Source organism: Solibacillus sp. FSL W8-0372 (assembly GCF_037969735.1).
Taxonomy (GTDB): domain Bacteria; phylum Bacillota; class Bacilli; order Bacillales_A; family Planococcaceae; genus Solibacillus; species Solibacillus faecavium.
Genome location: NZ_CP150204.1, coordinates 1,072,011 through 1,095,648, shown reverse-complemented (window position 1 = coordinate 1,095,648; position 23,638 = coordinate 1,072,011). Strand labels below are relative to the sequence as shown.

At 38.5% G+C, this 23,638-nt stretch carries 25 protein-coding genes; 3 read left to right on the top strand and 22 right to left on the bottom strand.

The genetic code is table 11. The features are described from left to right. Positions 1 to 12: 12 nt before the first annotated feature. Together MKY13_RS05245 and MKY13_RS05240 are read right to left on the bottom strand one after the other, a co-directional pair. Positions 13 to 1,065, bottom strand: a complete 1,053-nt coding sequence (locus tag MKY13_RS05245) for an acyl-CoA dehydrogenase (protein WP_339215629.1) — start codon at positions 1,063 to 1,065, stop codon at positions 13 to 15. After that, on the bottom strand, positions 1,062 to 2,204 hold the full coding sequence (locus MKY13_RS05240) for an acyl-CoA dehydrogenase family protein (RefSeq protein ID WP_339215627.1): 1,143 nt from the start codon (positions 2,202 to 2,204) through the stop codon (positions 1,062 to 1,064). The genes MKY13_RS05245 and MKY13_RS05240 overlap by 4 nt, the downstream gene beginning before the upstream one ends. Before the next feature lie 245 nt (positions 2,205 to 2,449). Between MKY13_RS05240 and MKY13_RS05235 the strand changes: the two genes are divergently transcribed. The 3 genes from MKY13_RS05235 to MKY13_RS05225 all read left to right on the top strand — a co-directional run bounded on the left by MKY13_RS05235 (position 2,450) and on the right by MKY13_RS05225 (position 4,888). Then, on the top strand, positions 2,450 to 2,914 hold the full coding sequence (locus MKY13_RS05235) for a hypothetical protein (RefSeq protein ID WP_191698295.1): 465 nt from the start codon (positions 2,450 to 2,452) through the stop codon (positions 2,912 to 2,914). A gap of 65 nt (positions 2,915 to 2,979) precedes the next feature. Further along, positions 2,980 to 3,792, top strand: a complete 813-nt coding sequence (locus MKY13_RS05230) for an EcsC family protein (RefSeq protein ID WP_339215624.1) — start codon at positions 2,980 to 2,982, stop codon at positions 3,790 to 3,792. Between the two features lie 112 nt (positions 3,793 to 3,904). Then, positions 3,905 to 4,888 carry an alpha/beta hydrolase gene (locus MKY13_RS05225; RefSeq protein ID WP_339215622.1) on the top strand — a complete coding sequence of 328 codons (984 nt, stop codon included), beginning with the start codon at positions 3,905 to 3,907 and terminating at the stop codon, positions 4,886 to 4,888. Positions 4,889 to 4,997: 109 nt separating this feature from the next. Here the strand turns inward: MKY13_RS05225 and MKY13_RS05220 are convergent, their stop codons facing one another. From MKY13_RS05220 to mtaB, 20 genes are all read right to left on the bottom strand, one after another. Beyond that, a complete protein-coding gene (locus MKY13_RS05220) occupies positions 4,998 to 5,783 on the bottom strand; it encodes an MBL fold metallo-hydrolase (protein ID WP_339215620.1) in 786 nt (261 codons plus the stop codon). 82 nt (positions 5,784 to 5,865) lie between these two features. Then, the gene (gene recO / locus MKY13_RS05215) at positions 5,866 to 6,639 is read right to left on the bottom strand and encodes a DNA repair protein RecO (protein ID WP_339215618.1); all 774 of its coding nucleotides are present in this window, start codon (positions 6,637 to 6,639) and stop codon (positions 5,866 to 5,868) included. 61 nt (positions 6,640 to 6,700) lie between these two features. Continuing rightward, positions 6,701 to 7,897 carry a CapA family protein gene (locus MKY13_RS05210; RefSeq protein WP_339215616.1) on the bottom strand — a complete coding sequence of 399 codons (1,197 nt, stop codon included), beginning with the start codon at positions 7,895 to 7,897 and terminating at the stop codon, positions 6,701 to 6,703. 141 nt (positions 7,898 to 8,038) lie between these two features. Beyond that, positions 8,039 to 8,953 (bottom strand): GTPase Era, encoded by a 915-nt coding sequence (gene era / locus MKY13_RS05205; protein ID WP_191698300.1) that lies wholly within the window; start codon positions 8,951 to 8,953, stop codon positions 8,039 to 8,041. Next, positions 8,940 to 9,347: a cytidine deaminase gene (locus MKY13_RS05200; protein WP_191698301.1), complete on the bottom strand. Its 408-nt coding sequence runs from the start codon at positions 9,345 to 9,347 to the stop codon at positions 8,940 to 8,942. Before MKY13_RS05200 ends, era begins: the two co-directional genes overlap by 14 nt. A gap of 119 nt (positions 9,348 to 9,466) precedes the next feature. Then, entirely contained in the window at positions 9,467 to 9,817 is a 351-nt protein-coding gene (locus tag MKY13_RS05195; RefSeq protein ID WP_191698302.1) for a diacylglycerol kinase family protein, read from the bottom strand. After that, positions 9,804 to 10,289 carry an rRNA maturation RNase YbeY gene (ybeY, locus tag MKY13_RS05190; protein WP_191698303.1) on the bottom strand — a complete coding sequence of 162 codons (486 nt, stop codon included), beginning with the start codon at positions 10,287 to 10,289 and terminating at the stop codon, positions 9,804 to 9,806. The genes MKY13_RS05195 and ybeY overlap by 14 nt, the downstream gene beginning before the upstream one ends. Positions 10,290 to 10,300: 11 nt before the next feature. Next, positions 10,301 to 12,418, bottom strand: coding sequence for an HDIG domain-containing metalloprotein (locus tag MKY13_RS05185; RefSeq protein ID WP_191698304.1), 2,118 nt, complete (start codon positions 12,416 to 12,418; stop codon positions 10,301 to 10,303). A gap of 798 nt (positions 12,419 to 13,216) precedes the next feature. Beyond that, the gene (locus MKY13_RS05180) at positions 13,217 to 14,176 is read right to left on the bottom strand and encodes a PhoH family protein (RefSeq protein WP_339215612.1); all 960 of its coding nucleotides are present in this window, start codon (positions 14,174 to 14,176) and stop codon (positions 13,217 to 13,219) included. A 2-nt stretch (positions 14,177 to 14,178) separates the two neighbouring features. Further along, positions 14,179 to 15,252: a sporulation protein YqfD gene (locus MKY13_RS05175; protein WP_339215610.1), complete on the bottom strand. Its 1,074-nt coding sequence runs from the start codon at positions 15,250 to 15,252 to the stop codon at positions 14,179 to 14,181. 32 nt (positions 15,253 to 15,284) lie between these two features. Continuing rightward, entirely contained in the window at positions 15,285 to 15,521 is a 237-nt protein-coding gene (locus tag MKY13_RS05170; RefSeq protein WP_191698307.1) for an RNA methyltransferase, read from the bottom strand. Between the two features lie 55 nt (positions 15,522 to 15,576). Further along, positions 15,577 to 16,119 (bottom strand): hypothetical protein, encoded by a 543-nt coding sequence (locus tag MKY13_RS05165; protein WP_225231058.1) that lies wholly within the window; start codon positions 16,117 to 16,119, stop codon positions 15,577 to 15,579. Positions 16,120 to 16,256: 137 nt separating this feature from the next. After that, positions 16,257 to 16,709 carry a hypothetical protein gene (locus MKY13_RS05160; RefSeq protein WP_339215607.1) on the bottom strand — a complete coding sequence of 151 codons (453 nt, stop codon included), beginning with the start codon at positions 16,707 to 16,709 and terminating at the stop codon, positions 16,257 to 16,259. 41 nt (positions 16,710 to 16,750) lie between these two features. Continuing rightward, on the bottom strand, positions 16,751 to 17,758 hold the full coding sequence (gene floA / locus MKY13_RS05155; protein ID WP_191698309.1) for a flotillin-like protein FloA: 1,008 nt from the start codon (positions 17,756 to 17,758) through the stop codon (positions 16,751 to 16,753). Then, entirely contained in the window at positions 17,755 to 19,089 is a 1,335-nt protein-coding gene (locus tag MKY13_RS05150; protein WP_191698310.1) for a nodulation protein NfeD, read from the bottom strand. Before MKY13_RS05150 ends, floA begins: the two co-directional genes overlap by 4 nt. Before the next feature lie 751 nt (positions 19,090 to 19,840). Continuing rightward, positions 19,841 to 20,014 (bottom strand): 30S ribosomal protein S21, encoded by a 174-nt coding sequence (gene rpsU / locus MKY13_RS05145; protein WP_004227078.1) that lies wholly within the window; start codon positions 20,012 to 20,014, stop codon positions 19,841 to 19,843. 110 nt (positions 20,015 to 20,124) lie between these two features. Next, on the bottom strand, positions 20,125 to 20,793 hold the full coding sequence (gene deoC, locus MKY13_RS05140) for a deoxyribose-phosphate aldolase (protein WP_339215603.1): 669 nt from the start codon (positions 20,791 to 20,793) through the stop codon (positions 20,125 to 20,127). Positions 20,794 to 20,887: 94 nt separating this feature from the next. Next, positions 20,888 to 21,421, bottom strand: coding sequence for an adenylate cyclase (locus MKY13_RS05135; RefSeq protein WP_339215601.1), 534 nt, complete (start codon positions 21,419 to 21,421; stop codon positions 20,888 to 20,890). Between the two features lie 19 nt (positions 21,422 to 21,440). Continuing rightward, a complete protein-coding gene (locus MKY13_RS05130) occupies positions 21,441 to 21,905 on the bottom strand; it encodes a hypothetical protein (protein ID WP_339215599.1) in 465 nt (154 codons plus the stop codon). 184 nt (positions 21,906 to 22,089) lie between these two features. Further along, a complete protein-coding gene (mtaB, locus tag MKY13_RS05125; protein WP_191698314.1) occupies positions 22,090 to 23,439 on the bottom strand; it encodes a tRNA (N(6)-L-threonylcarbamoyladenosine(37)-C(2))-methylthiotransferase MtaB in 1,350 nt (449 codons plus the stop codon). Between the last annotated feature and the right edge of the window lie 199 nt (positions 23,440 to 23,638).

Below are 23,638 nucleotides of genomic sequence, written 5' to 3'. Positions count from 1 at the left end.
TTTTCTTCCTCCTTATGCATGAACATGCGCTTCATTTTGTTCTGTCATACTTTCCCATAAATCCATTTTCGACTCTAGCACCTGCTTAGCTAACTGCTGCTTCCAATAGCGCGCCGTAAATTCCTCATCTCTCCAAGCCCATAAACGGCGTGTAAATTGATGTAATCGATGCTCGTGCGTAACGCCGATTGCTGCATGAACCTGATGTGCGGCAGTGGCAACTGCGCGGCTTGCATCATCCATTCTTAATCGCGAATACGCTACTTCAACCTTTTCTTGACCATCGACCAATAATGTTTGGACATTGTTCGTTGCTACCGTCATCAATGTCTGTTCGCCAGCCATATTTGCCAAATGCTGCTGCACGAGCTGGAATCGATGAATCGGACGACCAAATTGCTCGCGCTCCTTGCTGAATTGCACACTTAGTTGGAATGCTGTCGTAAGTGCACCGTTCATTTTACTGACAGATGCTGCTGTAACTAATTTCGATAGAGCCACATACTGTTGTGCGGTAATCGATACTTTTTGAAGCGCTTTCACTTTTTCAAAAACAGCTTCCGACCTTGGTTCTGCTGCAAGGTTAGTCCCGTTTTTCAGTAACACATTTTCCAGATCGGCAACGACGATAAATTGCTGTGAACCTTCCTGTGCCAAGACAACGATTTTCTCTGCATATTTAGCCCATGGAACATGTTTTACCGTCCCAAACAAAGTATCTTCTTTAAGCTGAAGTGGTGTAGTAATACTGTAGGTTGTCAACTGCTCATACCCTTTTATATCAATCTGTTTCAGTAAATAGTTTGCTAACGTATGCTCAATAAACGGAACGGGTGCAGCATACTTTCCAATCAGTCCATACAGTGCAAGCAAATCTTCAATATCTCCGCCTGCGCCCCCATCTTCTTCACTGACTGCTACATTGTGCAATTCATTTTCAAGTAATAGTTGCCATACATTTTCAGCCCACAAATTTTCCTCCAGTAAATCTACCGTTTCTTTCTCAACTTTATCTTTCAGTACTTTTTCCACTACTTCTACGACCATGTCCTTTATTTCACTCATTGTGCAACAACCCCCTTCGCTAAAATTCCGTATAGAACCTCGGATGTGCCACCACGAATTGTGAACCCCGGGGAATGTAAAATCGATTCTGCCAAATAGCGTTCAATTTCTTTTTCGCTTTGAAGATTTGGATATACATCTAGCAATAAACGTACGATCTCCGGAATTTTCTGTTCAAATTTAGTGCCGATACTTTTTACAAGTGCTGCAGGAATAATTACTTCGCCGCCTTCTTCCAGTACCTTAGCCACACCGATAGATAAATTGCGCAATGACCAAAGCTCTGCAACTAGTTTCATTGCCTCTTCCAACCCGGAAAGATCTCTCTTTTTCTTTAATTCTTCAATCGCTTCATTTAAAAGCGGGAATGTACTTAAAATACGCTCTGGCCCACTACGTTCAAATGCCAGCTCTGCCAAACCTTGCTTCCACCCATTACCGAGCGTTCCGACGACCATTTCGTCCGGAACAAATACATTATCGAAAAATACGTCATTGAAATGTGGCTCCCCCGTTAAATAGCGGATTGGTGTAATAGTTACTCCCTCACCTTTCAAATCGATAATAAACTGTGAAAGACCTTCATGCTTTTTTTCACCTAATGGTTCTGTTCGAATAAGCGTTACCATGTAATGCGAATCCTGGGCATTGCTCGACCAAGTTTTTGCCCCATTTACAATCCAGCCACCTTCCACTTTTTCGGCACGTGTTGCAACAGAAGCTAAATCTGATCCACTATTCGTTTCACTTAACCCAATGGCGAAGAAACATTCACCCTTTACAATTTTCGGCAAGAAGAATTCCTTTTGATATTCTGTACCAAAACGCAGTAGAAGCGGTCCTGTTTGACGGTCAGCGAACCAATGGGCAGCTACCGGAGCTCCATATGCCAAAAACTCTTCCGTTAAAATGTAACGGTCTAACGTACTGCGTTCTTTACCTCCATACTGCTTCGGCCACGTCATCCCTATCCAGCCCTGCTCTGCTACAAGTTTAGAGAAATCAGGATTTGAACCGCTTAACCATGAGTCACAACGAGTCTCAAATGTCCCTTTCTCAATATGTTGTTTTAAAAAGCTTCGTACTTCCTGTCTAAATTGTTTTTGTTCTTCTGTAAATTGAACTTTAGGTAGATTCATAAAATAACCTCCATTACGCATATTGTGTAACTACTTTCTCATACCGATATTATACGTAATAAATTTCTGAATTGTCAAAATTATTCTACAATATTTTAGTTTTTTATAGCTTTTTCACTCCTAAACGAGCAGTTTTTTACAATATCAATCTTTGTTATTATTCTGTAAAAATAGAAAGAGATTGCTAACATTTCACCTAAAAATAAGCTATAATTTTCTGAAAAGATAAATAATGGGGTGGAAGTATGTTTTTTCAGTTAAAAGAAAAATCTGTAAAACCATTAGATACGTATGATAAAATCTCTCGACTCGTCAAAGCGATCCTCCATTTCGAATGCCCGGACCATCGTGGGCAGCATCACATTCTCTACACAGCGAATATGCAGTTAGAAGCCTATCGGGAAGCAAAGGATTTTTACCGTAGCCATGACGACCCAAGCAGTGCTTTAGGCTGTCTAAGTAGAGAAGCTTATGAGCAGGCCAACAAGAAATACAATCAGCTTTATACAATCATTCGGGGCTATATGCATTTAAGCGAAGACAATAAACGCGACCATTTCAACCACCACTTCCGCTTTTCTAACGAGAAAATTGATAAAATGTATAGTCTTTTCGAACAAAAGCAGCATCATGACCATTTAAAACTCGAAGAATTGTTTTATGAACGGTTAAAAGAAGATGTAGCTCCTCTATTAACACAATTTGAGTAACTCCGATGAAACCTTTTCTGCTCTTATTCGTAAATTGAATAGCAAGTCCATTAGGAGGGCGAACCTTGGAAACTAAACAACAGTTGGAGAATTATTTGCAGGCAATTCAAGAATGGGAAAAGGATCAAAGCGGTTTATGGTTTTGGGAAAAAATTGGTCGTATTCCATTCAAAATGCTTGATAAACTAACACCAAAATTCATTCAGGAAAAAATTTCAGTATTAGTAGATGAGCTAGTTAGCTATGTGCAATCAGGCGGTAAGTATTTAGTGAGTGAAAAGTCCATGATCAACCATATCCAAAAGCATACATTACATTCAATTTCGTCTATAAAAGACATTGGGGAGATCCCGATAGAAGATATGGTGGCTCTTAGTGAAAAGCTGCAGAAAAACCGGGCAAATATCGCTACGGTACAGGGGGCTTCCACAGGCTTTGGAGGAATATTCACATTAGCAATTGATATCCCTGTTATATTGGGAATTGCCTTAAAAACGTTACAGGAAATTGCGCTTATCCATGGCTATGATCCGAACGAAAAAACAGAGCGTATTTTTATTGTAAAATGTCTGCAGTTCGCTTCATCCGATATTGTTGGTAAAGAGGCAATATTAAATGAACTTGCCCAAAACTATGAACAGCGGCGCTCTGCAGAAAATATGGTATCTCAACTACAAGGATGGCAAGAAGTGTTTTATACGTACAGAGATAATTTTGGGATGAAGAAGCTGTTCCAGATGATTCCGGTGGCAGGTATGATTTTCGGGGCATTTATTAATAAATCCATGATTCAAGATGTCTCCGAAGCAGGCATGATGCTTTACCGAAAACGACGGGTATTGGAACGTATGAATCAGCTAGAGGGTAGTGAACTATAACGTTACGTCAACCTTCTTTAATCAAAAATTCTTATTGACGTATTATCGGCTTCTTTGAATATGAATCCTAACAATTACTGTATACGAAACCTAAAAGTTAAGGAGGAGGATTTTGAAGGTAGAAGAGAGGACTGTTCAATTCATAAAAGAATATGTGGAGATAGAAGGGCATCAAAATGGTTTATTCATTGAATCAATAGATTTTCAAAATCCGGTTCTCCTGTTTTTGCATGGAGGACCTGGATTTCCACAGTATTCAATCTTAAAAAAATCAGGACTTAGATGGGCAGAATACTTTACAGTTTGTTATTGGGAACAACGTGGCACCGGTATGTCTTATAACTCATCGACCCAAGGCAAAGTGACGTTAGAAAGATTGGTTTCTGATTCCTTAATAATAACTAACTACTTAAAGAAAAAGTTCAATAAAAAGAAGATATATATATCCGGACACTCTTGGGGAACGTTGCTCGGAAGCATAGTTGTTAGTCAAAATCCTGAGCATTATTTAGCTTACATTGGGGTAGGACAATTTGGGAGGCATTTTGATTCCAATAAACAAACTTATGAATTTTTATTGGAGACAGCGAGTAAACGAGGTGATAAAAGGGCAGAGAAAGATATTCAATCTGTTGTGTTTGATCGAGATTTTTATAAAAATCAGGGCTATCGTAGAATACTTGGAAGATATCTCAACAAATTTGGGGGCGGTACGAAAAGAATGGGATATTCCAATTGGCAAGGTATGAAGGATCTGTTTACTTGTAATCATTATTCCTGGAAAGAGCGTTTTAACATACCAAAGGGAATTTTTTTTAGTTATGATTCTTTAGGTGAAACAATGGCAAAAGCCGATGCAACATTGTTAGCACCTCGTTTTGATGTTCCTGTTTTTATCTTACATGGTGTGTATGATTACCAAACATCCTACAAGGAAGCAAAACGTTTTTACGAAAAAATAGAAGCTCCATCTAAAAAATTTTATACATTTGAAAACTCTGCACATTCTCCTTTTATAGAAGAACAAGAGAGGTTTCTACACATTCTAAGAACTGATGTACTCTGTTCCGAGTGTTCTTATAAAAACCCATCTTAGCAGTTTTCCTTAAGCCATAATGTACGCGTGAAATTTAAAAATAATGCCCCTCTACGATACGCACGTCGAAAGGCCAACTATCGTAATTTTTGGGATAGTTGGCGATTTTTTATATTAAAGCTATCTTTTTATTTAACTCATGCATTTCTTTTAACCCTTTATAAAAAGGATATTGCTTTCTCAACGCTTCTTCCTGATCAATTTCCATCACTAAATTATTTAGATATAACATCGAATCATCCAACCGCTTCCGAATCTCCAACAAATTATTTGTGACCTGACCATGCCCCGGCACAAGTGTTTGAATTTTATTATCAGACATAATTGCTGCTGCCTTTTGTAATGTATTCTTATAACACTGCAAATCCTCAATAAAGGGAAACTCAACATCCGATAAATAATCGCCCGCCAATAAAATTCCGTAGGGTTCCACTACAGTAAATAAACCGTCCCGAGTATGCCCGGGTGCCAGGTAAAATGTGCATGAAGCATCTTCCAAATTAACCATCTGGCCATCTTCTTTAATAACAATATCAATTGTTGGATAAACAATCGGATAGTCTCTTTGAATATAGTACTGTGCATCAAATTGATGTATTTCCTCTAACACCTTTTCTTTATCCGAGCGATTCACAAATGCCTCACTCGCTATTGTTGTAGCATTCGGAAAAGCTCCGGCTGCAATAATATGGTCAAAATCACTATGAGTATAAATAATAAATAATTTCTGTTCACCCATAATCGATTGTATGTAGGCTTTTATTTCATCAATTTCATTCGGCAGCCAATTAGGGTCAGTTAAAATGATTGCCCGTTCTGTTTTAACTACCGCGGACGTTGTTTGATAGAGCACACTTTGAAATACCGTTATATTTTCATTTTTAAACTGTTGCATCCTTCATCATCCCTTTCAAATAATAAAGCTAGTCAAATGTAGAAACGCTCCATCTGACTAGCTTATTTCCTAGGCAATTAATTCAGTTTTCTTCCTTTTTTTCACGCTGCAATAAAGGTGTACGCTCTAATTGCTCTATAAAACTTCGTGATTTCAGCCGTATTCCTGTTTGCTCTTCATAGATTGTCGTGACGATTTTCTTTATAAATTGCTTCGTCTGTGGCTTCAATTCAAGCTTGCCTACTTGATCAATCGGCACTGTATAAAACATGCGGATCAGTTTTAACTGTGTTGGTGATAGTCGGATAATATACGGATCCAAATGAAAACAACGATGGCATATAAAGCCTCCTTGTGTAAATGAAAAAGCAAATTCCCCGTCTACTGCACCACAGCCGGCACATGCATGTAAAATTGGCTGCACCCCCGCATACGGAAGCATCTTCCAATCCACAAATAATGTAATCGCTTCAGGGTCATAACCTTCTTCAATCGCATTCAGCGCATGAATTAAAATTTCAAAGGCATACTGCTCGGGTCTACCTTCTTCAACTAAACGATCGATAATTTCCACAATGTAGCTCGCATAGGCTGTTGCCGTAATGTCCGTTTGAATATGGCGCATTGAATTAAAATGTTCCCCTTGCTGCAAAGTTCCCATACCTGACGTACGCTGGACTAAAAATGAGCCGTGCATAAAAGGCTGTGTCACACCTGCAAGGCGGCTTGTAGGTTTCTTGGCTCCACGCGCCATACATGCCACTTTTCCTGCTTCACGAGTCATAATCGTAACAATTTTGTTTGATTCACCGTAAGCACGCGCTTTTAAAACGATGCCTTCCCATTTATGTAGCATCTATTGCACATCCTTCTATTTCTTTCATAGTATTATTATACCGTACCGCTACATCAAATGTTTAATAAACGGTTACCTCATCACCAATTATTTTCTTTACCCAATCCAGATTTTGAACAGATCGTTGTTCCACATCTTTTAAAGGATATACTCGGTAAATACCATCTGTATCTTTCAATACGGATGTCGCATAGAGCTCGGGCTGTCGAATCGTAATAACATCGCCTTCCTTCGTAATTTCCAGGCTAGCGATCCCGCCAATCATAGTGTTCGGAATGGTTAAAATCGTTGAAAAGAAATTGCCTAGGGAATAAAAGACATGCGTTTCATGCCCCTGTTCAGTTACGAGTTTTTTGTATGGCTGCAGCACATGCGGATGTGTCCCGAGAACAATATGTGCCCCAGCCTCATTTAAAACTTTTGCGTAATGCTTCTGATAGTCGCTTTCGCTATAAGCGTATTCTGGTCCCCAATGCATGGAAACCGCTACAACATCTACTTCTTCCTTTAATAATTCTATATCCGCCTTTATTTTTGTCTCATCAATATAATTGATAATATATGGGGAGCCTTTTGGTAAGTACAGTCCGTTAGTGCCATATGTATAGGCAAGTAATCCGATTTTTATCGACCCAACTTCAATAATACGGTCATTCGCTTTATCTTCAGCATTTTTATACGCCCCTACGTAAGGCATACCGTACTCATCCAGGTTTTCAAAAAATGTACGGACACCACCTTCCCCTTTATCAACGGTATGGTTATTTGCAATAGTAACCATATCTACACCTGCATTTTGTAGATCGCGCAAAATATGAGGAGGGCTCGAGAATTGAGGGAAGCCACTTAATGCATAATTGTTCCCTACTGGAGGGGATTCCTGATTTGCAATTAAATAATCATAGCTTTGCATAGTTGGGGCCACCGCTGCAAAAGATGACGTGAAATCCTCATATTGAGCAAGCCTCAAATGAAGCAGAACATCTCCAACCATCGCAAGACGCATAGTTTCTTTTACAATCTCCGGCTGTGGCTCAATCTCTGGTTCCTTTACCGGTTCAAGCCCAGTAACTGGTTCGACCGTTTCTTTAATATCGCTGCTTTGCGCAAGCTGTTCTTTCCCGCCTTCAACGGGTGTAGTCATTTGCCCCTCTGCTATAACTATCGGAGTGTCTTTATCCATCGTTACCATAACGGCCACTAAAATTCCTAATGACACGACCCAAAATGACAACAAAAATTTATTTAATGTATTCAATCATTCACCTACTAAGTTTATTGTAAAATAATTCCTATTATATCTTATAATACTAAAGTTTATACAAGTATACACTAGCAAAATTGCAGAAATAAATAAAGAACAGATGCAACATAAACGCTGCATCTGTTCATATTATTTTTAATACTCGTCTTCTCTAAAGCCGAAATCACGTAAATGGGTTTGCTTATTACGCCAATCTTTTTGCACTTTTACCCAAAGCTCTAAATATACTTTTGAACCTAGCAACATTTCAATATCCTGGCGGGCACGTACACCAACCTCTTTTAAAAGGGCACCGCGTTTTCCGATAACAATCCCTTTTTGTGAATCGCGTTCAACCATAATTGTCGCCTGTACATGAATCATATTTTCCTTTTCTTCATGTGGTTTAATACGTTCAATAACGACCGCGATTGAATGCGGAATTTCTTCACGAGTTAAATGCAATACTTTTTCACGAATTAATTCAGAGATAATGAAGCGCTCCGGATGATCCGTTACTTGGTCAGCAGGGTAATATTGAGGCCCTTCCGGCAAGTATTTTTCAATTGTCGTTAATAAGTTTTCAACGTTGTTGCCTTGTAATGCTGAGATTGGAATAATTTCCGCAAAGTCGAACTTATCTTTATACGAATCAATAATTTTTACTAATTCATCAGGATGTACTAAATCGATTTTATTAATAATTAAAAATACCGGTGTTTTATTGCCTTGCAATAACTCGATGATGAACTCGTCACCTTTACCGATTGCCTGCTCTGCATTCACCATGAACATAATAACATCGACTTCTCTTAATGCATTACGTGATGTTTTTAACATAAATTCGCCTAATTTATGTTTAGGCTTATGGATTCCCGGCGTATCGATGAAAATCGTTTGAGAGTTTTCCTGCGTTAATACACCTTGTACTTTATTTCGTGTTGTTTGTGGTTTGTCCGACATAATCGCGATCTTTTGACCAATTACTCGGTTTAAAAATGTTGATTTGCCGACATTTGGTCGACCTACAATCGAGACAAAGCCCGATTTGTATCCTTTATTTTCCTGCATTTTTCATATCCTCCGTATTAAACGCACCCGGGATAAGCTCGCCTACTGTCGTTTGCTGAACGTCACCATTCATATTCGTTAAGTAGACAGGCATATCCGGTGCACAAAATTCACTCATTACTTGTCGACAAGCTCCGCATGGAGAACATGGACCCGGTGTATCTGCTACAACCGCTAATGCTTTAAATTTCATATTGCCTTCCGATACCGCTTTAAAAAATGCTGTACGTTCCGCGCAGTTTGTCATACTATACCCTGCATTCTCTATATTGCAGCCATTGTATACAGTACCGTCCTCAGCTAATAATGCCGCACCTACTTTAAATTTCGAGTAAGGCACATAAGCAAATTCACGTGCAATTTTAGACTGTTCCATTAGTTGATCCATGTTCATCGTCAGTTCCCCCAACATATACATATTATTTTAATCACTACCTGTCCTTGCTTCCAAGTTCAGCTGTCGACCAGAGTAATAACTTTCCAGTAAGTATTCTTATGTTTCCAAAAAAGAAGTTATAGCCATTTTGGTAAAAATATGAGTAGTCCGATTATAACACTTGCGAGCGCAAAAACAAGTACAGCACCTGCTGCAATATCCTTTGCCTGCTTTGCAATCGGATGAAATTCCGGTGAAGCAAGGTCCACTACTCGTTCGATGGCTGTATTTATCAGCTCGGCACCTATAACGAGGAAAATTATCAATACAATAATACTCCATTCGACTATAGTTAAGCCTGTTAATACACCTGCGATGATGACTATTATTGCGCTCACTAAGTGAAATCTGAAATTTTGTTCGTTGACAGCCGTAAATATTCCCTCCATTGCATAACGGAAAGATCGGAAAAACTTACGGACGTTCATTTGTATCACGACCTAAGCCGTATGATTGTAAAATGGCATCCTGCTTTCCGAACATGATTTTCTCATCTTCAGGTGTCATATGGTCATATCCGAGCAAATGCAAAAAACCATGCACCGCCAAAAATCCTAACTCACGTTCAAAAGTATGCCCATATTCCGCCGCCTGCTCTTTTGTGCGGTCTGTTGAAATAATAATATCTCCCAATATACGTGGTATACCTTCTCCGATAATTTGCATTTCTCCTTCACCCATTTCCTCCAGAGCGAATGAAATAACATCGGTAGGTTGATCTTTATCGCGATATTCACGATTGATTTCATGAATGGCCTCATTCGTTACAAATGTAATCGATACTTCAGAACCATCTTCAATCCCTTCGTGTTCGGCTGCGTGCTGCAGCAGTTCTTCCACCAATTTTAAATGTGGATTTTTTACTTCATTTGTTTCATCTAAAAAATCAATTAATAACAATTTGTTCCCTCCTAATTTTCCTTTGGATATTCAATACGCGAGTGGAACGTCCCATTTAAAGTTTCACATAAAATATCTTCAATCGTTTTCAGTTCTTTCAAAGAAATATCACATTCATCAAACTGATCATCTTGCACACGGTCTTGAATAATCGACTGTACAAGCTTATGAATTTTTTCTGCACTCGGCTGATTCAATGACCGTACTGCAGCCTCTACACTATCTGCAATGCTAATAATTGCTGCCTCTTTCGATTGTGGCTTTGGACCAGGATAGCGGAATATACTTTCATCCAATTCTTTCCCTTCTTCCTTCGCCTTAAACAAGAAGAATTTCAATGTACTTGTCCCATGATGCTGTAAACAAATATCAATAATCTCCTGAGGCATTTTATGCTTGCGTAGAAGCTCTGCCCCATCAGTAGTATGTGCGATAATAATTTCTGCACTGCTTTCAGGTGACATAGAATCATGTGGGTTTGTACCCATTTGGTTTTCTATAAAGAACATCGGTCTTCGCGTTTTACCTACATCATGATAATAGCAGCTTACTCTTGCCAACAAGCCATCCGCTCCAATTGCTTCACACGCAGCTTCTGCTAAATTCGCTACCATAATACTATGATGGTACGTACCAGGCGTCTCCGTTAAGATTTTTTTCAAAAGTGGATGATTTGGATTCGACAGTTCAATTAAGCGCATGACTGATAAAATTCCAAATGCAGACTCAAAATACGGAAGTAAGCCCATCATCAACGCACCGGATAATAATCCCGATATGATTGCAGCAGCTGCATAGAATGAAATTTCCATAAAGCCATAGCCAGATTGTGCCATCAATAAATAAAACGCAATAAATAGAATGTTAACAAGCGTTACAATACCAACGGCCTGTAAAATATCTTTCCGCTTTTCCAAACTGCGCATAAAAATAATTGATGCAAATCCGCCAAATAAAATATAAAGCGCCATATCCATCTGTAAAATGGCAGAATAGCCTTCATGGAAAATAATGCCTGCTGATGCTGCGGTCATTAATGTTACTATGCTCGCTGTACGGTCATTTGCCAATACACGAACAAGCATCGTCACGAGAGCGGAAGGATAAATAAATGCAATCGTTAAATCAAAATTCCCTGAAATCATTCCGATTAACTTCATCATGATCAATGCGATAGAATAGACAATCATCGTAACGAATAATTCATTACGCTTTTTGGAAGGGTCCTTTTTTGAACGATCAAATAATGCAAATAAAAATGCCATCTGCAGAACAATTAATATAACTAGACCGGCAATCGGTTTAATCGATTCTTCACTATCCAGCATCCCTAATAATTCGAGTTGTCGATAAATTTCCCGAGTGACAACTTCCCCTTCTTGAACAATGATTTGTCCTTGAAGAATGCGGGTCGGTTCAACTGCATCTTTAGCTTGCTGCACAGCAATAGCTGTTTTTTCTTCATCAAGTACTTCTGTTTCTACGACAGCAGCTCGTCCAACTGCAACTGCTACACTCATTAAACTATCCGATATGGAAGGATGCTGACGAATTTTACTTTCAAGGTCATTACGATATGTAATCAGATTTTCCCTACGAAGCGGACGATTTAAATTCGTTTCCACCAATGCAGCCAGTGAATCACGTGTTGATTCGATATTTCCTTTTGGAGCATTCAGTAAATTTACTAGCTGTGCATCCGATAAAATCAGGTTTTGCTGATTTTCTATTATATCTTTTAGATTTGAACGCAATAACTCCAGCTGTTCTGGTTGGCCTACTTCGCCATCCTGATTCCCAATATCCCTTTTCACGTCCAATACAATATCAAATATTGTCGTTACAAAAGTGGCACGGTGGCTAGGAACATCTTCTTTAAATATGTAAACAGGTTCTACTGAGCGTTCGGCACTCTCCACTTCCTGTTCTGTTTTGACGGTATCTTCAATTGTTTTTATTGAACGAATTGTTTCTGGCGATAATTCTGTTAATTTAATATCATATGTAACACCACGGACATTATCAATCATTAAAGAAAATTGTAACAATGCCGTAGCAGTAAGAACGATAATTAGCAACGCACGAAAACTAATTAATTGGATGAGCTTTTTTATTTTCTCTATGACCATGCACCTCCACTTTCTTTCTACTCTTATTTTAACAAATTTATATCCTCCTTGTTACGAAAAGCTTGAATGTTTTTCTAATAATGTCTATCCGCCTATAAAATTATCTATTAAAAGTGACCGATTCGACTCATCACCATAACATCGGGTTGCTTTTCTAATGAAGTTTCACTTGATTGGTGGGCTACGGCAAGACAGCGCTAAAGCCACGTGAAGTGTCTTTATCACTGCCTTTATTGCCGTTTGTGAGGCCCACCAATCCCAAAATTTTGCCTTCGTTATAAAGTGAAGTAAAAAACACCCAATCAAGCCGCTTGCGCTATCGCGAGGCGGCGGAGTACGGAAATGCTCTGTATTATAGCAGAAATTCACTTAATGCCAAAGCAGAGTGACATGGAGCGAAGGATGAGCCTCCAAAATACTTGCTTCAACGTGTTTTCCCCGTAGCGTAGCAGAACGGACTTAATTAGAAAATATTATTTTTCAATTTTGTCATCCCCTACTTATGGTGATGAACCTATTTTTAATTTATTTGTGAAATAACGGAAATTTCTTTCTCTATTTATCTCAGGTAGATGAATCAAGATCCATATTTACAAATGATACCATTTATTTTTATAACTTTGAGCTTTTAGTCTAAAATTATCATAAGACCAAAAAGAGCAATTGCACGGTGCAACTGCTCTTTGCGTAATTATAATTCTTGATCTGAGTATGCCTGGATTACTCTTGCTACTAATGGGTGTCTCACTACGTCGCCTTGTGCCTGTCGCTTCGCTTTCGGCACAGAGGGTTTTCCTTTTATAATTCCTGGTCTGAGTATGCTTGGATTACCCTTGCTACTAATGGATGCCTCACTACGTCACCCTGCTCTAAAATCTGGAAATGAATGTCTTTTACGTATTTTAATGTCCGTTCTGCGATTATGAGACCTGATTCGGTGTTTTTCGGTAAATCAATTTGCGTTTTATCTCCGGTAATCACCATTTTAGATCCAAAACCTAAACGTGTTAAAAACATTTTCATTTGCTGGTGTGTTGTGTTTTGGGCTTCATCCAAAATTACAAATGCATCATCTAATGTACGCCCGCGCATATAGGCTAATGGCGCAATTTCAATTGTTCCGCGTTCAATTAGACGCTGAGTCTGTTCCTGCCCGTAGATGTCATGCAGAGCATCATATAGAGGGCGTAGATAAGGATCGACCTTTTCCTTTAAATCGCCCGGTAAAAACCCTAAAGATTCCCCTGCTTCAACTGCAGGTCGGGTTAAAATAATGCGTTTTACATGTCCATTCTTTAAAGCCTGTGTGGCCATAACGACAGCCAAATAAGTTTTACCTGTACCGGCTGGACCGATACCGAAAATTAAATCTTTATGACGGATTGCCCGAATGTATTCACGCTGACCAATTGTTTTGGCACGAATCGGCTTTCCTTTTGTATTGCGTGCTATTTCTTCATCATATAGTTCTGCATAATATTCAATTGTGCCTTTACTTTCCATTTCAATCGCTGTTGTCACATCGCGCTGATCGATATTAATATTTTTCCGTATTACTTTAAGCAATGCTTCTAATACTGAATATGCTTGTTTTTTCTTTGCTGCATCGTCCCCAGCAATTTGAATTACCTCGCCACGCGTAATAATCTGGACATTATAAGTTTCTTCAATCAATGTTATATTTGCATCAGACATTCCCAAAAGCATGACTGCTTCATTTGGATTGTCGATTTGGAGCTCAACATATTTTTCTGACATACTCATTCTCCTTGGTGAATTAGATGTGGTTTTGCGATATTTTCATTTACTAAATACAAGACTTTCCCTTTAACTGTATCATCATCAGCGGACACGTGCAAAAGTTTTTCTGCCTTAATTGCCGATTCAAGCGGTAATGAATAAATCATCTTTTCATGCAATAACGGTAAAATTACTGATTCGATATCCTTCTCACTTATCTTCTCCGTTTTTTTATGGAACATTCTATACGATTCATATGTCACAATGGACTTTAAAGGTTTAAATGATTTCTGCTCAATTGAAGCCCCAATTTGATTCCAATTTATTTGATAGTTCCAACCGTAATCATCCAGTACTTCCATTTCAATTGTTTTAGGAATGGTAAAAGAAGTTTCAAGCCAATAGTCGACAAACACTTTACCTTCCGCTCCGATTAAAATTGATTTTTCTCCGTATTCCATAATTCCCGACACGAGAACATCCCCACGATAAACCGTCGTATTTGGCTCTACTTTACGAATCCCTTTTTCGATTTGAAAATGTGTAACGACTCCATTGTTTCCGGCGATTAAATATTGATTCGTACTTGAGTTTTGGGGCGGTTCTATTTTTGGCGCTAACTGTGGGCTAATTGTCACTTTACTGCCGTTTTTCATAATATGTACCCAAGAAAACTCCCTGAACTCCCTCATCATCGTTTGACGAATTTCATTATCGGAAATAAATGCATTTTTTCGCACAGGAAATTCTATTCCAACTTCCTTCTGTAAATAGTCCATTACTTCATCCTCGATTTCGACCGTTTGCGCTTCTACATCCACTTGCCAAATAAACCGTGATAATAATAATGGGACAATAAGCAGTAAAATTAATCCTATTCCCGTCTTCAAATCCTTTTGCAAAATAATTTCCGGTTCACTATAGCGAATCTCTATTCTAACTTTTGCCTGTTTTCTCAGCTTTCGAATTAAAGACAAATCTTTGTGCGCTAGCTGGAAAGTAATTTCCTTTCCGGGGAAACGCAATTGGGTAATACGAATATTATTTTTTTTCAGGAGCATAATAAACGTATTGGCTTCTGTTGATTGCTTCATTTTAATGGTGATAAGCTTTTTATAAGGTTTTTTCATTTTTTTATTCGCTCAATCGTTAATTTTTCAAGCTTGCTGCAATGAATTAAAAAACCCTCCTCAAACAGATGCATAACTTCCAGCTCACCGGCACGAATATGCATAGTAAAGTCCTTCGTACGACAGTTATATTCAGTTGGAGATACATCTCCTACCGTATAGTACCCGTCATACCGGATATCCATAAAAGAGGTGATTTGTAATTTATTATTTACAGGAAATAATTTTCTCAATAAAAAGCCTCCTTTTTACGTCACTATATGCTACGGAAAAAGAAGGCATGTGTAGTTATTTAATTGGAATTTCCCAATTTGATGAGTCTCCAAGTGCATCACCGGAGCTTTCACTGTCCGGCTCTTTAAACACTGCCGGAGCTTGTAAATTTAAAGATTCATTTTTATTGTATTGTTCCTCAGGAATTAAATAAACAACGGTAAAATTCGTTTTCATTTGCGGATTCACTAAAATCTGTTCATCGCCAACTGTGGATGACAACTGCTCAATTTTCACATTATCTGGAGTTTCTATATTGAAATGAGGTGTATAATAAACCATTTGCTCAAACTCATTGTGAATCTCTCCGCTTACTTCAAGTAGATAATCACCAGATTGCAAATTGGTAGATTGTGCTAGCATTTCACTATTAGTTACCTTTTGAATTTGATAGTCTAATGAAACTGTTACCCCTTCCAGATTATGCGAAATTATCTCATCATTTTCGTAAACAACATTTGTTTCGCCTGCATCTGTAAGGCTCTCATCATTAGTATTCCCACAAGCTGCTAAAAATATCACACTCATCATCATGACGTTAAACCATACACTTTTCAATTGTATTCCCCCTCTCATCATCTATATACCCACTTCTTATGACATTCAATAGTAATTATATTCCGCCAGTTACTTGTTTAACTCAAAAAAGACTACCTATTTCTACGTAATTTCCGCAGTAATAGGTAGTCTTATAATTATCTTCTTCTTGACTTCGGTGGACCCAAAACTTCTGTCATAATGACCGCTTGCATTAAGTCACGCTGACTAGTCGGCACTACCTGGAATGCTTCAGCCTCTTTTTTTGCCAATGCAACGATTGGACGTTCCTTTAATGAACGCGCACTATTTGGATTGTCTATACGTGCATCAGTTATAACTCGCTTAGCCTCTATAACAGGCTTTTCTACTTGTTTAGGAAGCTCTTGAGTCATTTGTTGTGCAACTGGCTTTGCCTTTTCATTAAGCTGACCAAATACCTCATTTGCAAAGTCCTCTAAAGATTTCGGACGTCTTTGCTCGGTTCTTTGTTCTACTTCCTGTTTTCGAGGAGCAGGTTGACTGCTAAATGGCGGCATCTGATTTGATTCTTTCTTTTGCTGTTCTTTTCCTTTACCTAACAAGGAACTGACAACAAATATAATAATCATTATGATAAGTCCTTCCATCTAGTGCTCACTCCCTTCCTCGATTATTTATTCTTTGGATCCTGGTTTTCGTTATTTGAAACTTTTGAAATAGAATCACGCATAGATGTGTCTGCCTGAACATTTTTATAGTTCATATAATCCATGATACCAAAGTTACCCGAACGAAGCGCTTCTGCTAGAGCCATAGGAACTTCTGCCTCTGCTTCTACTACTTTCGCTTTCATCTCTTGAACTTTTGCAATCATTTCCTGCTCACTTGCAACGGCCATCGCACGACGTTCTTCCGCTTTTGCCTGTGCAATGTTCTTATCTGCTTGTGCTTGCTCAATTTGAAGCTCGGCACCGATGTTTTTACCGATATCAACGTCTGCGATATCAATCGATAGAATTTCGAAAGCTGTACCCGAGTCTAAACCTTTAGAAAGAACTGTTTGAGAGATTAAATCTGGATTTTCTAGTACTTTTGAATGCGATTCACTAGAACCTAATGTAGATACGATACCTTCACCTACACGGGCAACGATCGTCTCTTCACCAGCACCACCGACTAGGCGATCTAAGTTAGCACGCACTGTAATACGCGCTTTTGCTTTTACTTCAATACCGTTCATTGCAACACCAGCAATGAATGGTGTTTCAATAACTTTAGGGTTTACCGACATTTGTACTGCTTCTAAAACGTCACGACCAGCTAAGTCAATCGCTGCTGCACGTTCGAAAGTTAACTCAATATTTGCTCGGTGTGCCGCGATTAATGCATTTACTACGCGGTCAACATTACCACCTGCTAAATAGTGGGATTCCAGTTGGTTAATTGTTACGTCCAAACCTGCTTTATGTGCTTTAATTAACGGATTCACGATACGTGAAGGGATTACCCGACGTAAACGCATCCCGATTAATGTGAAAATACTTACTCTTACACCTGCTGCAAGTGCACTAATCCATAGTGCGACTGGAACAAATGTGAAAAATACTGCTAGGATGACAAATGCAATAATTAATCCAATAATTAATGTAATGGTTCCTGCATCTTCAAACATACTCATACTTCTTCTCCACCTTTTCCAATAAATTCTCTCACGACAATACGCGAGCCTTCTACTTTCACTATTTCCACTGTTTTACCAGCATCAATATAGCCACCTTGTGTCACGACATCAAGACGATCTTGACCGACCAAAACTGTGCCCGATGGACGCAACGGTGTAATAGATTGACCTACTTTGCCTATCAATTCAATTCGGTTCGTATTTGAAACATAGCCTTCTTCCGTCGACGTAGCATCTCTCAGTACGAGACGATTAAACATATGCAACTTTTTCCCGAAGAATTTCATAAGTATCACCATTCCTATACCTGCAATTATCATTGCAATTAAAATCGAATAAGCCATATGGGCGAAGCTTTCCCCTGCAAAAAGTAAACTTCCAATAATTAGTACGCCCCCGATGATACCTAATATGCCACCTGGTACAACCAGCTCGGCAATGACTAAAATCAGTCCAATAACGAAAATGATCAGTGTTTCATATCCTGCAAATCCTGCAATGAGATGCCCAAAGAAAAACATACCTAATGAAGCAAGCCCCATTGACCCGGCAAGACCAAAGCCAGGCGAGTACAACTCTACTACTAATCCAATACTGGCAATCGACAACAGTATAGGAACAATTATCGGATTGGTAATAAAGCGCGCAAGTTTTTCTGCAAATGTTTGCTCAACTTTTACAACTTCACTATCCTCAAGCTGCAGTGTTTTAAGCAGTGCATCAATGGAAGCAACTGTTCCTTCAGAGTAATTCACCTTTTCGGCATCTTCAGCAGTCAATGTAAGAAGCTTTCCTTTCGGGGCTCTCAACTCTGGTAAATCAAAGTCATTTCTGACCATTGCCTGGGCGAATTTTGGATCCCGTCCGGAGTTTTCAGCAGCTGACGTCATTTTTGCAAGCCAATCGCTTTCTGCCTTTTCACCAGCTGTATTTCCTGCAGAATCGATAACCGCCGCTGCCCCCATTGTTGCATTTGGCGTCATATAAATTTTATCCGCATGTAATGCGATGAACGCACCTGCCGACAGCGCATCAGAATTAATGAAGGCGATAATCGGTATATCCGTATTATCCATTAGCCTGCCAATTTCAGAAGCCGCAGCGACAAATCCACCCGGTGTGTGCATATTAAGGATAATTGCCTCCGCATTATTGCTTTTCGCCTCATCAAATCCGCGCTTTAAATGCTCGACTAACCCTTTTTCAATTTCATTGTTTACCGATATTTCATATACTTTACCATTCGCAAATGCTGTTAAAGAAGGAAATACTAATACGAATGACATGACCATTAGAAAAATCCAACTAAAGATCTTTGTTCGTTTCATTATTCTCACCTCTCTTTGCTAAATTGTATGTATAGTAGGTATACGGATGAAAAGATAAAAGGTTTCAAAAAAGTTAACTTTTATCTGCGCCTTTTTCAAAATGGCTCCTCACCGAACTATTATACGCTAAATCAACCACAAAATTAATAATTTTCTATAATTTGCAATAAAAATCATTATTTCCGGTTAAAATATTCTCATTCGTAAATAAAAAAACGAACCCATTTAATTAGATTCTACTAAATAGGCTCATCTTATTCATGCATATACTCTTTTTGTTGAAATCGGGATTGTTAGGCTTTCTCTATATTTTGTAATAGTTCTACGCGATATTTTTATTTTTTCGGCACATCACCATAACATGGGGAAGATTTTCTAATAAGGTTTCACTTGATTGATTGGTGGGCTACGGCAAGACAGCGCTAAAGCCACGTTTATCACTGCCTTTATTGCCGTTTGCGAGGCCCACCAACCCCAAAATTTTGCCCTCGTTATAAAGTGTAATATAAATATACAACCAAGCCGCTTGCGCTATCGCGAGGCGGCGGAGAGCGGAAATGCTATGTTTTATATCTTCATTTTCGCAGAAATGTGTTTATGCCACAGCAGAACGGACTTTATTAAAAAATCTTTTTTTGTAATAAAATAAATAACCCCCAAGCCACATAAGTAGCTTGGGGGTTATATCATTTGTCTGCTCAGTTAAATCTGAAAATTGCGTGTTATGAACGTAGGGTTTTTACAGGGAAAATTACCACTTACGTTTACGTGCAGCTTCTGATTTCTTTTTACGCTTAACGCTAGGTTTTTCGTAGAACTCGCGCTTTCTAACTTCCTGAATTGTACCTGATTTTGATACAGTACGTTTGAAGCGACGAAGAGCATCTTCAAGCGATTCGTTTTTGCGAACGACAGTTTTTGACATCTCTCTTTCCCTCCCTCCGAACACACGTCAATACAATCATCAACATTTAGATAATGTGTACTAAAGTAGTATAGCTTATCATTAAAAAAGAGTCAACAAAAACTATCTATTTAGTAATTTGAATCTGATTTTAAACCATTCATGATAGCAACACCAGATGACGCGCCGATTCGAGTAGCTCCATTATCAATCATATTTTGCATATCTTCAAGGCTGCGAACTCCGCCGGATGCTTTTACACCAAGGTCCGGACCAACTGTTTTACGCATTAAAGCGATATCTTCCGCCGTAGCTCCACCTGTTGAAAAACCAGTAGAAGTTTTTACGAAATCAGCACCTGCTTCAACTGCCAATTCACATGCTTTCACTTTTTCTTCATCTGTTAAAAGACATGTTTCAATGATTACTTTTACTAAAGTACCATTTGCAGCGTCTACTACTGCTTTAATATCGTCACGCACTAAATCGAAGTCTCCATCTTTTAATGCACCAATATTAATGACCATGTCGATTTCACCGGCACCATTGGCAATCGCGTCTTTTGTTTCAAAAGCTTTTACTGCTGAAGTTGTAGCCCCTAATGGGAAACCGATTACTGTACATACTTTAACTTCTGTACCAGCTAATTGATCTGCACTGAACTTTACCCATGTAGGGTTTACACATACTGAAGCAAAACCGTATTCCTTCGCTTCTGCACAAATTTGTTGTACCTGTTTTTTTGTAGATTCAGCTTTTAATAAAGTATGATCGATCATTACCGCATAATTTTGAGTCATTGTATCATTACTCCTTTTAATGTTTCTTTAGTTGTCCGTACATCTTCTAGTTTAGCATTTTTTTTATCCGAGTTAAATTGTCAGACAACTAAAATTATTCGTCGGAATAGGCGAATTCCGTCCGTATAATTTTCTCTTCCAGTTGTTCGCCTGTACTCAGTACATATCGTATTTTCAATTCAGGTTGATGCCGATTTGCCAATTGATAAGTTAATATATTTTTTATTAAATGTTCCTGCGCTAATTCAAATGATTCTTGCTTCATAAGAGAATCGTCCGATAACGTAATCTCCCATTCTGAATACATGTCATTTGATGTAATACTAGTCACCCCATCGCCTGAACCTTTTCCGGTAACTTCTTTATATTCTTCTAGAAATTGCTTCGTCTGTTGGGAAATTTCACTAAGCTGCTGCTCATTCACCTGTAACGAGACAACCCCATCAGGCTGTATCGTCTTTTGAACTTCCGTAGCCTTAAATTCAATATTCAGTGATCCATATTGCCGTGCCACTTCTGGAGGAATATTTACTTCTACAGTCGGTTGCTCCAATTCGGTTTGAACTTCTTTTTGCTCTGTGCAACCATATAAAACAAATAACATAGCAAGCATCCATATCCATTTCATATAAATTGCCCTACCTTCTTTATCTAGATTCCGGATAAAACCGTTGCTCAAATACTAGCTTTGTCTTGTCATCAAGATAATATACTTGTACACCGATAGATTTACGACTATATATTTGAAATTTAATGGCATCTTCTACTATGCTAATTTCCAGCATTTCCGCGAGAATGTCGTGATCAAATAATTCCCGCTTCACTGTAAATTTAAGTTCTGATAAATCTTCATTGTACTCAAATGCTTCAAAAGCCTCTACTTCCGGCCTAATTCCCCGCTCGACCTCATTGCGGAAATCTTCAATTGTGCGGGAAAATTCATTGATCGCTTCCAATCTTACTGACTCTTCCATGTAAATTAATAAACGGTCCTCTTTTAACTCATAGTGCAGAATTCTTGATGGATCGAAATTTTTGAATTGATGTATATTCCCAATAACCCCATCCGGTATTTCTACGATAGATAATTTCGCCAGCTGCTCTTGTCCCATTTCCCATCCCCCGTCCATCATAAATGACCAATACCCTCTTTTTATTAGAATATGCGAATAGCAATAAAACTAAGAATTCTTTTGGATATGTATTATATAATATGCCGGAAAATAGAAACTAAAACTTTTATATAATAAAAAAGGGTTGCATAAAAGTTTTTAACTTCTATACAACCCTTTATATTTAATTTAATAATTCTTCTAAAACACGAACGAATTGACCTTCGTTATATGGGTAGCCTGCTTTTGTAACTTTCACTTTGACAAGCTGACCAATCATATCTTCAGTGCCTTCAAAAATAACTTTTAAATAGTTTGTTGTGTAGCCAACATATAGATTTTCATTATCTCCATCTTTGAAGCGCTCTTCAGGAATAACTTCCAGCACTTCGCCTTCAAAACGGGACGCATATTCTTTTGCCAATTGATCGTTTAATGCAATTAGGCGGTGAACGCGTTCGTTTTTAATTTCCTCATCCACTTGGTCGTCCATTCTCGCAGCAGGTGTGCCTGTACGCTGTGAGTAAGGGAATACGTGAAGTTCAGAAAATTTATGGTCGCGAATGAAATTAAATGTTTCCATAAACTCTTCTTCCGTTTCGCCTGGGAATCCTACGATTACGTCAGAAGTAACAGCTAAATCAGGTAACGCAACTTTCAGCTTCTCAAGACGCTCCGCGAAAAATTCCATCGTATATTTACGACGCATACGTTTTAATACTGTATCAGAACCCGATTGAATCGGAATGTGTAAATGGTTTACTACAATCTCAGAGTTTTGTAGTACTTCAATCACTTCATCCGTTAGTTGAGATGCTTCAATAGAAGAAATACGTAAACGTTTCAAGCCTTTAACTTGCGCTTCCAAGTCACGTAACAGCTGTGCTAGGTTATAGTCTTTGAAGTCTTGTCCGTATCCACCTGTGTGAATACCTGTTAGGACGATTTCTAAATAACCTGCATCTACAAGCTGCTGTGCCTGGCGAATAACTTCTTCCGGATCACGTGAACGCATTAAGCCGCGCGCCCAAGGAATAATACAGAACGTACAGAAGTTGTTACAGCCTTCTTGAATTTTCAGCGATGCACGTGTACGGTCCGTAAATGCCGGGACATCCAATTCTTCATACACACGGTTTTTCATAATATTACGTACAGCATTAATTGGTTGACGTTCATTACGGTATTGCTCGATATAGCCAAGCATTTTATCGCGGTCCTGTGTACCTACGACAATATCAACACCTGGAATGGCCATAATCTCAGCCGGTGATGTTTGTGCATAACAGCCTGTAACACAAATTACCGCATCCGGATTTTGGCGTATTGCACGGCGGATAACTTGACGGGACTTTTTATCCCCAGTATTCGTTACAGTACATGTATTAATAACATAAACGTCCGCCTGATGATCAAACTCCGTACGCTCATATCCCTGATCTTTAAATAATTGCCAAATGGCTTCTGTTTCATAGTGGTTTACTTTACACCCTAATGTATGTAGAGATACGGTTTTCGTACGTTCGTAACTCATAATTTATATCATCCTTTCAAGGTTTCACTTATCAATTTGCCAGTGGCATAGTTTTTAATTAGCTAAATGCAGATAAAATATCAACGTGTTTTATAATAGCACAAAACGCTATGTAAAGCCTATCTTTTTAACCTTCATGTTTTATAATTTGCCCATAGAAAAAGACTTTTAAAACGTGGATTTCATCTTAAAAGTCTTT